The sequence below is a fragment of the Protofrankia coriariae genome, from assembly GCF_001017755.1.
In the GTDB taxonomy this organism is placed as follows: Bacteria; Actinomycetota; Actinomycetes; order Frankiales; family Frankiaceae; genus Protofrankia; species Protofrankia coriariae.
Genome location: NZ_JWIO01000020.1, coordinates 32,483 through 46,598, shown reverse-complemented (window position 1 = coordinate 46,598; position 14,116 = coordinate 32,483). Strand labels below are relative to the sequence as shown.

General features: G+C 71.9%; 7 protein-coding genes and 1 pseudogene. 2 read left to right on the top strand and 6 right to left on the bottom strand.

Features of this window, described 5'->3' with window-relative positions; translation table 11 throughout:
* Positions 1-422: 422 nt before the first annotated feature.
* The 5 genes from acnA to uvrC form a co-directional block, all read right to left on the bottom strand.
* Positions 423-3,227, bottom strand: a complete 2,805-nt coding sequence (gene acnA, locus FrCorBMG51_RS13740; protein ID WP_047223468.1) for an aconitate hydratase — start codon at positions 3,225-3,227, stop codon at positions 423-425.
* Between the two features lie 506 nt (positions 3,228-3,733).
* Positions 3,734-4,720 carry a DNA-binding protein WhiA gene (whiA, locus tag FrCorBMG51_RS13735; RefSeq protein ID WP_043603436.1) on the bottom strand — a complete coding sequence of 329 codons (987 nt, stop codon included), beginning with the start codon at positions 4,718-4,720 and terminating at the stop codon, positions 3,734-3,736.
* Between the two features lie 5 nt (positions 4,721-4,725).
* A complete protein-coding gene (locus FrCorBMG51_RS13730) occupies positions 4,726-5,892 on the bottom strand; it encodes a gluconeogenesis factor YvcK family protein (protein ID WP_476742165.1) in 1,167 nt (388 codons plus the stop codon).
* 38 nt (positions 5,893-5,930) lie between these two features.
* Positions 5,931-6,803, bottom strand: coding sequence for an RNase adapter RapZ (gene rapZ / locus FrCorBMG51_RS13725; protein WP_047223466.1), 873 nt, complete (start codon positions 6,801-6,803; stop codon positions 5,931-5,933).
* Positions 6,800-9,127 carry an excinuclease ABC subunit UvrC gene (gene uvrC, locus FrCorBMG51_RS13720; RefSeq protein WP_047223465.1) on the bottom strand — a complete coding sequence of 776 codons (2,328 nt, stop codon included), beginning with the start codon at positions 9,125-9,127 and terminating at the stop codon, positions 6,800-6,802. Before uvrC ends, rapZ begins: the two co-directional genes overlap by 4 nt.
* A 359-nt stretch (positions 9,128-9,486) precedes the next feature.
* Between uvrC and FrCorBMG51_RS33170 the strand changes: the two genes are divergently transcribed.
* The gene (locus tag FrCorBMG51_RS33170; protein WP_338052750.1) at positions 9,487-10,155 is read left to right on the top strand and encodes an SsgA family sporulation/cell division regulator; all 669 of its coding nucleotides are present in this window, start codon (positions 9,487-9,489) and stop codon (positions 10,153-10,155) included.
* A gap of 312 nt (positions 10,156-10,467) precedes the next feature.
* Here FrCorBMG51_RS33170 and uvrA read toward each other — a convergent pair.
* Positions 10,468-13,203, bottom strand: a pseudogene (uvrA, locus tag FrCorBMG51_RS13710) (excinuclease ABC subunit UvrA); the annotation flags it as partial.
* 211 nt (positions 13,204-13,414) lie between these two features.
* Here uvrA and FrCorBMG51_RS13705 point away from each other — a divergent pair.
* Positions 13,415-14,092 carry an MBL fold metallo-hydrolase gene (locus FrCorBMG51_RS13705; protein WP_235433562.1) on the top strand — a complete coding sequence of 226 codons (678 nt, stop codon included), beginning with the start codon at positions 13,415-13,417 and terminating at the stop codon, positions 14,090-14,092.
* Positions 14,093-14,116: the final 24 nt, after the last annotated feature.

Sequence of the window (14,116 nt, the reverse complement as noted above, 5' to 3'; positions counted from 1 at the left end):
CAGGGCAGGACTGGGCGTTTCGATCCGACGTGTGTCTTCTGGGGGACAGAGACACTGGGCTGGCGCTGGTCTCTGGGGTGCGCTGGTGCTGTGTCAAACGATATCGGGTGGCACACATGGGGACGCAACACCCCCAAAGCAAACAGTCCGGCACATTCATCTCATGATCCGGCGTAGTCCTGGTATTGATGATCGTGTTCGGTTGGGCGTTCCTCCCGGCGCTCTCCGTGAGGGGAACGGCCCGCCACCGCCCGGACGGGCTCTGACCCCCGGCCGGGCGGCCGGGGCGAACGCGCAAAGGCCGCCGAGAGCCTCTGCAAGCACTCTCGGCGGCCTTGTCGCACCGGTCCCGGCACCCGTTCGCCCGCCCCCGCCCGCGCCGGCGCGCGGTGACAGCCCGGGCCCCGTTGCCCGGTCGCGTGCTACTGGACCAGCAGCGAACGCAGAACGTAGGGCAGGATGCCGCCGTTGCGGTAGTACTCCGCCTCCCCCGGCGTGTCGATGCGCACGACCGCGTCGAAACGCCTGTCGTCCGCCTGGACGGTGAGGGTGGCGGTCCGCTCGTCGACGTCCGCGAGCCCGACGATGGTGAACGTCTCCTCCCCGGTCAGGCCGAACGAGGTGACCGACTCCCCGGGCGGGAACTGCAGCGGCAGGACCCCCATCCCGATCAGGTTGGAGCGGTGGATGCGCTCGTACGACTCGGCGATCACGGCGCGGACACCGAGCAGTGCCGTGCCCTTGGCCGCCCAGTCACGCGACGAGCCCGAGCCGTACTCCTTGCCGGCGAGGATGACCAGCGGCACCTCGGCGGCGGCGTACTTCTGCGCCGCATCGTAGATCGCCAACTGCTCGCCGTCGGGCAGGTAGCGGGTGACCCCGCCCTCGACGCCGGGCACGAGCCGGTTGCGCAGCCGGATGTTGGCGAACGTCCCGCGGATCATCACCTCGTGGTTGCCCCGGCGGGAGCCGTAGGAGTTGAAGTCCTTCGGGTCGACCCCGTGCTCGACGAGATAGCGACCGGCCGGCGAGTCCCGCTTGATGGAGCCGGCGGGTGAGATGTGGTCGGTGGTCACCGAGTCGCCCAGCAGCGCCAGCACCCGGGCGCCGACGATGTCCGGGCGCGGCGCCGGCGTCGCCGAGATCCCCTCGAAGTACGGGGGGTGGCGGACGTAGGTCGAGTCAGGGGCCCAGGCGAAGGTCTGGGAGACCTCGCCCCCGTCGCCGGTGGGCAGCGACTGCCACTGCTTGTCCCCGGTGAGGTCGCCGTAGTCCTCGGTGAACATCTCCGAGCGGATCGCGTCGCCGACCACCTCGGCGACCTCGGCCTCGCTCGGCCAGATGTCCCGCAGGTAGACCGGGTTGCCGGCGCTGTCGGTGCCGAGCGGGTCGCTGGTCAGGTCGATGTCCATCGTGCCGGCCAGCGCGTAGGCGACGACCAGCGGCGGGGACGCCAGGTAGTTCATCTTGACGTCCGGATTGATCCGGCCCTCGAAGTTGCGGTTGCCGGACAGGACGCTGACCACCGCCAGGTCACCGTCGTTCACACCCTGGCTGATCTCCTCCTGCAGCGGGCCGGAGTTGCCGATGCAGGTGGTGCACCCGTACCCGACCAGGTTGAAGCCGAGTTTGTCCAGGTACGGGGTGAGCCCGGCGCGCTCGTAGTAGTCCATGACGACCTTGGAGCCCGGGGCGAGGGTGGTCTTGACCCACGGCCTGCGGGTCAGGCCGCGCTCGACGGCGTTGCGGGCCAGGATCGCCGCGCCGATCATCACCTGCGGGTTGGAGGTGTTCGTACACGAGGTGATCGCGGCGATCGCGACCGCGCCGTGGTCGATTTCGAAGCTGGTGCCGTCCGCGAGCGTCACCCGGGTCGGGCTGGACGGGCGGTCGGCGACGTCACCGGCGACACCGTTGGACGACACGGGCGCGTCGCCGGCCTTGTCCGCGAACGCGGCCGCGGGGTCGCTGGCGGGGAAGGACTCGGCGCTGGCCTCGTCCGCGCCACCGTTGACCAGCGCGGCCGGGGCGGTCGCGGAGGAGCCGGCGTAGTCCGTAAGCGCCGTGCGGAAGGCGGTCTTGGCGGTACGCAGGGGCACTCTGTCCTGCGGGCGCCGCGGCCCGGCCAGCGACGGCTCGATCGTGGACAGGTCGAGCTCAAGGGTGGTCGTGTACACCGGCTCGTGGCCGGGATCGTGCCACAGCCCCTGCTCCTTGGTGTAGGCCTCGACCAGGTCGATCTGCTCCTGGGGACGGCCGGTCAGCCGCAGGTAGGCCAGCGTCTCCGCGTCCACCGGGAAGATCGCGCAGGTCGAGCCGTACTCGGGGCTCATGTTGCCGATGGTGGCCCGGTTCGCCAGCGGGACGTTGCCCACGCCCTCGCCGTAGAACTCGACGAAACGGCCGACCACACCGTGCTGGCGCAGCTTCTCGGTGATGGTGAGGACCAGGTCGGTGGCGGTGGTGCCGGGGACGAGCTCGCCGGTGAGCTTGAAGCCGACCACGGTCGGGATGAGCATGCTGACCGGCTGGCCGAGCATGGCGGCCTCGGCCTCGATGCCACCGACACCCCAGCCGAGCACCCCGAGCCCGTTGATCATCGTGGTGTGGCTGTCGGTGCCGACCAGCGTGTCCGGGTAGGCCAGCCGACCGTCGGGGGTGTCCCTGGTGAAGACCACCCGGGCGAGGTACTCCAGGTTGACCTGGTGGACGATCCCGGTGTTCGGCGGGACGACGGTGAAGTTGTCGAAGGCCGCCTGGCCCCACCGCAAGAACTGGTAGCGCTCACGGTTGCGGCCGAACTCCAGCTCGGCGTTGCGGGCGAAGGCGTCCGCGCGGCCGAAGACGTCCGCGATGATCGAGTGGTCGATCACCAGCTCGGCGGGCGCCAGCGGATTGATCTTCGCCGGATCCCCGCCGAGGGCCACCATGGCCTCGCGCATGGCGGCGAGGTCGACCACGCACGGCACCCCGGTGAAGTCCTGCATGATCACCCGAGCCGGTGTGAACTGGATCTCCTGGCTCGGTTCGGCGGCCGGGTCCCAGGACGCGAGCGCGTTGACATGATCGGCCGTGATGTTGGCACCGTCCTCGGTGCGCAGCAGGTTCTCCAGCAGGACGCGCAGGCTGTAGGGCAGCCGGTCGGCTCCGGGCACCGCGTCCAGCCGGCGGATCGTATACGTATGGTCACCGACTTTGAGATGACCTGTGCTGCCGAAGCTGTCCATATCTCCTCCTTGCCGCGTTCCCTCGCGGACCATCCTGGCGTGTGCCGGGCCTTTCGGGCCTGCGTCAGAGAGAAGAAGCATGCTCTCACCGACGTGGTCAGGGCCCGCGGGGCCGACGGTTGCGCGGGCGGAGCCGATGAGCGCGCCCCGCCGGCCGGCCGGCAGCTCCCTCCAGCCGGTCGCTGCTTTTCCGATCGTTGCCACCGGTCGTCATCCGACCGCCACCTGACTGCCGCCCAGGTGCCACCTTGCTGTCACCTGGTTGTCACCCGATTGCCACGACATCGTTATCTGGCTGCCACCTGGTAGCCGTCCGGTGGCCGTCTAGTTGCCGTCTGATCGCCGCGCCGCCGTCCGACCGCCCCATCCGGCCATCCCGGCGGAGACGGTAATATCCCTTTTACTTAGTATTGCTAAGGATATACCAGCCGGCACCGCTGACGCGTCGAGCTCCGCATCCGCGACAGCACGGAAAGACCATGATCGCGTAGTTGGTGGCCCGTTCGCTAGGCGTTCTCGAGAAGATCCGGAGAGACACTCGCCTCGGTGTTCGGCAGCCCGAGCGCGTGCGCCCGCTTGTCCGCCAGCGCGAGCAGCCGCCGGATACGGCCGGCCACCGCGTCCTTGGTCAACGGCGGGTCCGCGAGCGCGCCCAGCTCCTCCAGGGACGCCTGTGCGTGCTCCAGACGCAGCCGGCCGGCCGCGAGCAGATGACCGGGCGCGTCGTCCCCCAGGATCTTCAACGCCGCCTGGACCCGGGCCCCGGCCGCCACCGCCGCCCGGGCGGAACGGCGCAGGTTGGCGTCGTCGAAGTTCGCCAGGCGGTTCGCGGTCGCCCGCACCTCCCGGCGCATCCGACGCTCCTCCCAGGCCAGCAGGCTGTCGTGGGCGCCGATCTTCGTCAGCAGCGCGCTGATCGCGTCCCCATCCCGGATCACCACCCGGTCCACCCCGCGCACGTCCCGGCTCTTGGCCGCCACCCCCAGCCGCCGGGCCGCGCCGACCAGCGCGAGCGCCGCCTCCGGCCCCGGCGAAGTGATCTCCAGCGAGCACGACCGGCCCGGCTCGGTCAACGAGCCGTGCGCCAGGAACGCCCCGCGCCACGCCGCCGCGGCATCACAGGACGCGCCCGTGACGACCTGCGGCGGCAGCCCGCGCACCGGCCGGCCCCGCTGGTCGAGCAGCCCGGTCGACCGGGCGAGCTGCTCACCGTCGCGTTCCACCCGGACGATGTAACGCACCGACCGGCGCAGCCCGCCGGCGGCGAGCACCGCGATACCGGACGGGAAGCCGAAGACCTCGGCGATCTCCCGGCGCAGCCGCCGCGCGGTGGCACCCGCGTCGAGCTCGGCCTCGACGACGATACGACCGCGCACGATGTGCAGCCCGCCGCCGAAACGCAGCAGCGCGGCCATCTCCGCGCGGCGACAACACGGCTTGGCCACCCGCAACCGGCTGAGCTCGTCCTTGACGGTGGCGGTCATTGCAGCCACACGAATCATTCCTCACCTTCACGCGACCGGCCGGCGGTGGCGGGGCCACCGCGCGTCCCACCGGTCGATGCCGCCTCGTCGCTGACAAGCTCGTCGTTCCCGACCGGCCGCCCGGCGCCTGCCCGCGCGCCACCGGACGCGGCGCCGGTCGAGGGCCCGTGGCCCGATCGGAAGATCCCTGTTCTTCCTGCATGCTCTTCCCGCCCCGGCTGCCCCGGTCGTGCCGGCCGGCTGCCCGGCGTCAGCCCGAACACCGTCTCGAACGCGGTGGCCAGCCGTCGGGGGTCGTGCCGCGGTTCGCCGGGATGGGCGACGGGCACCAGGTGCAGCCGCGCCCCCAGCCCGGCCGAGGCGTGGGCGAGCGCGACCGGGTCGGGCACCGCGTCGGGATCGGCGATCACCACGTCGAGGGCCAGCTCCGGCGCGTGCGTCCCGATGACCCGCAGGTGCTCCTCCGGCGGGTAGCCCTCGGTCTCACCCGGCTGCGGCACCAGGTTGAGCACCATGACCCGGCGGGCCGGCGAGCCGNCCGGCGAGCCGAGCAGCCGGTCGGTGATCTCGGGCACCAGCAGGTGGGGCAGCACGCTGGTGTAGAGCGACCCCGGGCCGAACACGATCCACTCGGCGGTGTCGATCGCGGTGAGCACCTGCGGGCAGGCAGCGGGCTTGGCCGGCTGCAGACACAGGCTCACCACCCGCCCGGCCGTGGTGGCCACCGCCGCCTGGCCGCGGACCTCCACCGTGGCGTGCGGGTCGGCCGGATCGAGGCCGGCGACCCGGGCGACGATGTCGATGCCGTCGTCGGACAGCGGCAGTACCCGGCCGGCCACCCCCAGCAGCCTGCCGGCCAGGTCGAGCGCGTCCACCGGGGAGCCGTGCCGCTCGGCGAGCGCGGTGAGCACCAGGTTGCCGACGGCGTGCCCGGCCAGCGGCCCGTCCCCGCCGAACCGGTGCTGGAACAGCTCCGCCCAGGTGGACGACCAGGTGTCCGGGCCGGCCAGGGCGGCCAACGCCATCCGCAGGTCGCCCATGGGCAGCGCGCCGAACTCGGCCCGCAGCCGACCCGACGAACCCCCGTCATCACCCACAGTCACAACCGCGGTGAGATGGTGGGTGATGCGCCGCAGCGCCCGCAGGGACGCGGCCAGCCCGTGCCCCCCGCCAAAGGCCACCACCGCGGGGCCGGGCAGCGGCGCCTGATCGATGACGGTCACTCGCGCCCCAGGTCACGGTGCACCACCCGGACGCCGACGCCGTCCCCGGCGAGCCGCCCGGCGAGCTGTTCGGCCACTGCCACACTGCGGTGCTTGCCGCCGGTACAGCCCACCGCGAGCGTCAGATACCGCTTGCCCTCACGCACATATCCCTCCCCCACCAGCCGCAGCAGCGCCGCGTACTGTTCGACGAACTCCTCCGCCCCGGGTTGCTCGAGGACGTAGTCACGCACCTGCGGGTCACGGCCGGTGTACGGCCGCAGTTCCGCCACCCAGTGGGGGTTCGGCAGGAACCGGCAGTCGGCCACCAGGTCGGCGTCGAGCGGAAGACCGTACTTGTAGCCGAAAGAGACCACCGTCGCGGCCAGCCTGGTCCCCGACGGCTGGCCGAACGCCGCGTCGATCTTCGCGCGCAGCTCGTGGACGTTGAGGTCGGTGGTGTCCAGCACCAGGTCGGACTCGCCGCGCAGCTGCGCCAGTAACGTGCGCTCGCGGCTGATGCCGTCGACCACCCGGCCGTCGCCCTGCAGCGGATGCGGCCGGCGGACATGGTCGAACCGGCGCACCAGCGTCTCGTCCGCAGCCTCCAGGAACAGCACCCGCGGGTGCATGCCGCGGGCGGAGTGCGCGTCCAGGGTCGCGCGCAGGTCGGAGAAGAACGCCCGGCCGCGGACGTCCACGACCACCGCGATGCGGTTGACCGCGCCCTGGGAACGCAGCCCGAGCTCGGTCATGGTGGCCAGCAGCGCCGGCGGCAGGTTGTCCACGACGAACCAGCCGAGATCCTCCAGACACTTGGCCGCGGTGCTGCGGCCGGCTCCGGACAGCCCGGTGATGATGGCGAGCTCGAGTGGCGCGGCGGAGGTCATGTGGGAACACCCCGTGTCTGTGTGGCGTCGGGACCGGGGTCAGGGGCGGTGGCGCGGGCGGTAGTGGATGGCGCGGGGGTGCCTGCCTGGGTCACGGATGGCGGGGCATCCGCACTGTCCAGGATCTCTCCGGTGGACGGGTCGACCGCGCCCGGGGTGGCGTCCGCGCCGCCGGGGCTGGTGGGAGCGAGCGCGTCCACGATCGCCCGGGCCGTGTGCCGGCCGATGCCCGGCACCTCGGCGATCTGCTCGACGGTGGCCTGCCGGATCCGCGCGAGCGAGCCGAAGGCACGCAGCAGCGCCTTGCGGCGGGTCTCCCCGAGGCCGGGAATGTCGTCGAGGGCCGAACGGACCATGCTCTTCGAGCGCTTCTGCCGGTGGTAGGTGATCGCGAACCGGTGCGCCTCGTCCCGGATCCGCTGCAGCAGGTACAGCGCCTCGCTGGTGCGGGGCAGGATCACCGGATCCTCCTCGTCCGGCAGCCAGACCTCCTCCAGGCGCTTGGCCAGCCCGCACAGGGCGACCCCGCCAGGGCCGCTGTCGATGCCGAGCGCGTCGAGGGCCCGGCGCGCCGCGGCGACCTGCGGTGGGCCACCGTCGACGACGACGAGGTTCGGGGGGTAGGCGAAGCGCCGCGGCCGGCCGGTGGTGGGGTCCAGCGCGGCGCTGGCAGCCTCTGGCGTCGTGCCGGGGGACCCTGCCCCGGCTGCCGGCCCGGCCGGCGTGGCCGCCTCAGGGGAGCCCGGCAGCGCCGGTGCGCCCGACGGGTCCGGGGCGTCGGCGCCGCCGACGGGATCCTCGAGGTCCGGCAGGCCCGCGAACTCCCCGGTCCGGGCCTTCTCGGCGAGGTACCGGCCGAACCGCCTGGTGATCGTCTCGTGCATGCTCGCGACGTCGTCCTGCCCGTCGACCCCGCGGATGGCGAACCGCCGGTACTCCGACTTGCGCGGCAGCCCGTCCTCGAAGACGACCATGCTGGCGACGACCTCGGTGCCCTGCAGGTTGGAGATGTCGAACGACTCGATCCGCAGCGGCGGGTCGGCGAGGCCCAGGGCGTCGGAAAGCTCCGACAGCGCCCGGCTGCGGGCGGAGAGGTCGCTGGCCCGCCGCATGCGGTGCAGGGCGAACGCCTGCCTGGCGTTGTGCTCGACGGTCTCCATCAGGGTGCGCTTGTCCCCGCGCCGGGGGACCCGCAGGTCGACCCGGCCGCCGCGGGCGATGCCGAGCAGGTCCGCGACCACCTCCGCGTCCGGTGGCAGCTGCGGGACGAGCACCTCCCGCGGGATCTCGTTCGTCACCCCGGTGCCCACCCGGCCCGCGCCCGCGGACGACGCCCCGGCCCCGGCCCCGGCGCTGGCGCTGGCGCTGGCAGGAGAGGCGCCCGTGCTGTCGGAGAGGTACTCCTGGGTGAGGAACTGCTCGACCAGCTCCCCCGTCGTCAGGTCCTCGATCTTGTCCACGACCCAGCCGCGCTGGCCCCGGACCCGCCCGTCGCGGACGTAGAAGATCTGCACGGCGGCCTCGAGCTCGTCCTGGGCGAACGCGACGACGTCGGCGTCGGTGCCGTCGGGCAGGACGACCGCCTGTTTCTCCATCGCCCGGCGCAGCGCGCCGATGTCGTCGCGCAGCCGGGCCGCCTGTTCGTAGCGCTGCTCGGCCGCGGCCTCGCCCATCTCGCGCTCGAGCCGGCGGATGTAGCGGCCGGTCTGACCCGACATGAAGTCGCAGAAATCCTCGACGATGCGGCGGTGCTCGGCGGCGTCGACCCGGCCGACGCACGGCGCCGAGCAGCGGTCGATGTAGCCGAGCAGGCAGGGACGGCCGATGCGGGCGGCCTGTTTGAACACCCCCGTGCTGCACGTGCGCGCCGGAAAGACGCGCAGGAGCAGGTCGAGCGTCTCCCTGATGGCCCACGCGTGGGCGTAGGGGCCGAAGTAGCGGACGCCGGGGCGCTTGGCGCCGCGCATCACCTGCAGGCGCGGGAACTGCTCGTACAGGGTGACGGCGAGGCTCGGGTAGCTCTTGTCGTCCCGGTATCGGACGTTGAAGCGGGGATCAAACTCCTTGATCCACGTGTACTCGAGCTGAAGGGCCTCGACCTCGGTCGATACGACGGTCCAGTCGACCGAACTCGCGGTCGTCACCATGTGCTGGGTGCGGGGGTGCCGGTTGTGGATGTCGGTGAAGTAGTTCGACAACCGGGCGCGCAGGTTCTTCGCCTTGCCCACGTAGACCACCCGGCCGTGCTCGTCGAAGAACCGGTACACCCCCGGGGTCTCCGGAACCGATCCCGGCGCGGGACGGTAGGACGCCGGATCAGCCATGAACCGAGCCTACGGCGAGCCGGATCGGCACAGAACAACACCTCCACGTAACCATTTCACCACGCTGAGCACTTAACCGTGCGGGGTGGCCGTGACCTGGGGCGCGAGCACGCCCGGCGGTGAACGCGGGCAGGCATATCTCACAGCTCGCGGACACCCGCTCACCGCGCCCGGCGGGAAGCGGTGTAAGGGTCCATGCTCGAAGACCATGAGCGGTGTGCGAAGCATGATCCGTCGGACGCTCGGTGGCGGATGGGTGTGGTGGGCCGGACGTGGGCGCGCTTCCGGCCGGCCGGGGGAAGCCTGGTTGGTGAGGCACGGCCAGCAGGGCGAAGCGCGGCCGGCGGAACAGGGCCGATATGATCGACGGAGCCGGCCGGCCCTGTACGGCCGGCGGANNGGCCCTGTACGGCCGGCGGAGCCGACAGACGCCTTCCCCACGACATCGAGATGACGACCTCCCCGGCCAGGGTCCCGCAGTGTCGGCGCCGGCCTTGTCCCGGCTGGTCCCGAACAGGTCCCGCCACGCTTTCCGGGTGGCGTCTTGCCTGACTGGCTGTCACCCTCGATACCGCGGTGCACAGCGTCGCAGGACGACGAAGGAGGCACGACGGATGCAGGTGGAGGACGTGACCACCGAGTTGGTCGTCGATGACGCACCTTCCCGCGGGCGGCTGACCGTGCTGCAGGTGAACTGGCGACGGGCCGACCCGCTCGCGGTGACGTTGGAGCTCATCTCCCGACCTGATCACCCCGCGCTGCCCCGCGGGACGTGGGTGGTCCTGCGTGACGCGCTGCGGGCCGGGCTGGACGTGCCCACCGGCACCGGCGACGTGCGGATCACCCCCGAACCCGAGCGTGGTTGTATCCGTCTCGATCTGACCGCTGGTGAGCTGCACTCCGCCGTCCGGCTGAGCATGGACGCCGCCCGGGCGTTCCTCGACGCGACCGAACGGGTCGTTCCCCGCGGGCAGGAACGCGCCGCCGAGGAGTTGGACGCAGTCCTCGCGAACCTGCTGGAGAACTGATCCCCCGTCCCCCGACGGAGCCCTCCCCGCCACGGGGGCTATCCCGCCACGGCATCCGCGGCGGGGCGCAGTGGGGCGCGGGGCGACCGCTGACCTGAGACGGCCCCCCGCACGGCCGGGGTCTTCGCCGAGGATGCCGTGGCCGGAGGCAGCGCCGTGGCGTCGCCCTGGGCCGTGTCCAGGCGCTGCCCGAAGATCTCCCGCAGGAAGAGGCCGGTGTGGCTCTCCTCGACCGCCGCGACCGTCTCNNNCGACCGCCGCGACCGTCTCGGGCGGCCCCTCGGCGACCACCCGGCCGCCGCCGGTGCCGCCCTCCGGCCCCATGTCGATGATCCAGTCGGCGGTCTTGATGACGTCCAGGTTGTGCTCGATGACGATCACCGTGTTGCCGGCGTCGACCAGCCGACCGAGGACCCCGAGCAGCTTGCGGATGTCCTCGAAGTGCAGCCCGGTGGTGGGCTCGTCCAGGACGTAGACGGTGCGTCCGGTGGAGCGCCGCTGGAGCTCGGCGGCGAGCTTGACCCGCTGCGCCTCGCCGCCGGACAGCGTCGGCGCCGGCTGCCCGAGGCGAACGTAGCCCAGCCCCACGTCGTCGAGGGTGCGCAGGTGCCGGGCGATCGCGGGAACGGCGGCGAAGAACTCCGCGGCCTCCTCGATCGGCATGTCGAGGACCTCGGCGATGCTGCGGTTCTTGTAGTGGACCTCGAGCGTCTCCCGGTTGTACCGGGCGCCCTGGCAGACCTCGCACGGCACGTACACGTCCGGCAGGAAGTTCATTTCGATCTTGATCGTGCCGTCGCCGGCGCAGGCCTCGCACCGGCCGCCCTTGACGTTGAACGAGAAGCGCCCGGGCAGATAGCCGCGGACCTTGGCCTCGGTGGTCTCGGCGAACAGCCGCCGGATGTGGTCGAAGACGCCGGTGTAGGTGGCCGGGTTCGAACGCGGGGTGCGCCCGATCGGCGACTGGTCAACCCGGACGGCCTTGTCGAGATGCTCGACACCGGTGACGGTGCGGTGCCGGCCCGGCACCTCCCGGGCGCCGTTGAGCCTGTTCGCGAGCACCGTGGCGAGGATGTCGTTGACCAGGGTCGACTTGCCCGAACCGGAGACGCCGGTGACCGCGACGAAGCAGCCGAGCGGGAACGACACCGTCACCTCGCGCAGGTTGTGCTCCCGGGCGGCGTGGACGGTCAGCGCGCGGCCCCTGGTCGGCTGCCGCCGGATGTCGGGCACCGGGATCTCCCGACGGCCGGACAGGTACGCCCCGGTCAGCGAGGCCTCCGCGGACAGCAGCGCGTCCACCGAGCCGGAGACGACGACCTTCCCGCCGTGCTCCCCGGCTCCGGGGCCGATGTCGACGACCCAGTCGGCGGCCCGGATCGTGTCCTCGTCGTGCTCGACGACGATCAGGGTGTTGCCGAGGTCCCGCAGCCGTACCAGGGTCTGGATGAGGCGGCGGTTGTCCCGCTGGTGCAGCCCGATCGAGGGCTCGTCGAGCACGTAGAGGACGCCGACCAGCCCGGAGCCGATCTGGGTGGCGAGCCGGATCCGCTGCGCCTCACCGCCGGCCAGGGTGCCGGCGGCCCGGTCCAGCGAGAGGTAGTCGAGGCCGACGTCGAGCAGGAACGCCAGCCGCGCGTCGATCTCCTTGAGCACCCGGCCGGCGATCGTGCGCTCCCGCTCGGTGAGCTCGAGGGTGCGCAGGAAGCCGGCGCACTCCCCGATGGCCATGCCGGCGATCTCGGCGATCGACCGGCCGCCCAGCGTCACCGCCAGCGACTCGGGTTTGAGCCGGGTGCCGCGGCAGGCCGAGCAGGCGACGTCGCGCATGTAGCCCTCGTAGCGCTCCCGGCTGCTGTCCGACTCGGCCTCGCGGTGGCGGCGCTGGAGGAAGGCGATGACGCCCTCGAAGGCCGTGTAGTACTGACGGGAGCGGCCGTAGCGGTTGGTGTAGGAGACCTGGACCTCGGTCTCGCCCCGCCCGTACAGCACCGCCTTGCGGGCCCGTTCCGGCAGCCCCTCCCAGGGGATGTCCATCCGGAAGCCGAGGTCGGCGGCGAGGGCCTCGAGGAGCCGGGTGAAGTACTCCTTGTTGTGGCCGGCCGACCAGGGGGCGACCGCGCCGGCTGCCAGCGACAGCGACGGGTCGGGGACGACCAGGTCGGGGTCGACCTCCTTGCGGGTACCCAGGCCCGAGCACTGCGCGCAGGCGCCGTACGGGGAGTTGAAGGAGAACGAGCGCGGCTCGAGCTCCTCGAACGACAGGTCGTCGTAGAGGCAGGCGAGGTGCTCGGAGTACATCCGCTCGCGGTCGGGATCGGCGGGATCCCGGTCGACGAAGTCGACCAGCGTCAGGCCGCCCCCGAGGCCGAGCGCGGTCTCGACGGAGTCCGTCAGCCGCTGTTTGGCGGACGCCTTCACCGCCAGCCGGTCGACCACCACCTCGATGGTGTGCTTGCGCTGCTTCTCCAGCTTCGGCACGTCGGTGAGCGCGTGGACGCCGCCGTCGACGCGCACCCGGGCGAAACCCTTGGCCTGCAGCTCCGCGAACAGCTCGACGTACTCGCCCTTGCGTCCCCGCACGACCGGGGCCAGCACCTGGAACCGGGTGCCCGCGGGCAGCTCGAGCAGGCGGTCGACGATCTGCTGCGGGGTCTGCCGGGAGATCGGCCGGCCGCATCTCGGGCAGTGCGGCCGGCCCGCCCGCGCGAACAGCAGCCGCAGGTAGTCGTATACCTCGGTGATCGTCCCCACGGTGGAACGGGGGTTGCGCGAGGTCGACTTCTGGTCGATGGAGACCGCCGGTGACAGGCCCTCGATGAAGTCGACGTCGGGTTTGTCCATCTGACCGAGGAACTGGCGGGCGTAGGCCGACAGCGACTCGACGTACCGTCGCTGCCCCTCGGCGAAGATCGTGTCGAACGCGAGGCTGGACTTGCCCGAACCCGACAGGCCGGTGAAGACGATCAGTGAGTCCCGCGGCAGGTCGAGGTCGACGTCACGCAGGTTGTGCTCTCGCGCGCCGCGCACGACGAGACGGTCTGCCATCGTGGGAATCCTTCGCGCTCTGCTCTGGGGACGGGACCAGGCTCGGGGCCAGGGCCAAGCGTGGGGCTTGGGACCAGGGACCGGCCGTGCCACGGCCGGACGTGGCATCCGCCGCGCCTGCCATGCTACGGACCGGCTCCGACAGTTCCGGAACGGAGGATGCCGGAGCGGAGGATGATGAACCCGTACAACCGACAGCCGACGAGGGATGATGGGACACGAGATCAACGGCGACGGCTACACCGGCGCGGTACGTGTCGGTGGGCCGGCGGACGTCCGGACGCTGCCCGAACTGACCATTTCCAAGGTCGCGGTCGGCCCGATGGACAACAACGCCTACCTGCTGCGATGTGCCGCGACGGGCGAACAGCTCCTGATCGACGCCGCGAACGAGCCCGACACGCTGCTGGCCCTCGTCGATGACGGCGGCCTTGCGACCGTGGTGACCAGCCATCGCCACGGCGACCACGTGCAGGCGCTGTCCGCGGTGGTCGCGGCCACCGGCGCGCGCACGGTGGCGCATCCCGACGACGCCGGCGCCATCCCGGTGGCGACCACGACCCTGGTGCGTGACGGCGACGAGGTGACCGTCGGCGAGGTCACCCTGCGGGTCATCCACCTGGTCGGGCACACCGCCGGCTCCATCGCGCTGCTCTACGGCGCCGGCTCCGCGGCGCCGCACCTGTTCACCGGCGACTGCCTGTTCCCCGGCGGCCCGGGTGCCACGTTCGGGGATCCCGTCGCGTTCAGATCCCTCATGGACGATCTGGAGAGCAAGGTCTTCGGCTCGCTGCCCGACGCCACCTGGATCTATCCGGGCCACGGCCACGACACCACCCTTGGCGCGGAACGCCCCCACCTCGCCGAATGGCGCGCCCGCGGCTGGTGACCGGCCGCCCCGCCTTCGGCGAAC

What these genes read in the sequence shown, in the direction of transcription:
- acnA (WP_047223468.1), bottom strand. Translation starts at nt 3,227, where the DNA reads ATGGACAGCTTCGGCAGCACAGGTCATCTCAAAGTCGGTGACCATACG.
- rapZ (WP_047223466.1), bottom strand. Translation starts at nt 6,803, where the DNA reads ATGACCTCCGCCGCGCCACTCGAGCTCGCCATCATCACCGGGCTGTCC.
- uvrC (WP_047223465.1), bottom strand. Translation starts at nt 9,127, where the DNA reads ATGGCTGATCCGGCGTCCTACCGTCCCGCGCCGGGATCGGTTCCGGAG.
- FrCorBMG51_RS13705 (WP_235433562.1), top strand. Translation starts at nt 13,415, where the DNA reads ATGGGACACGAGATCAACGGCGACGGCTACACCGGCGCGGTACGTGTC.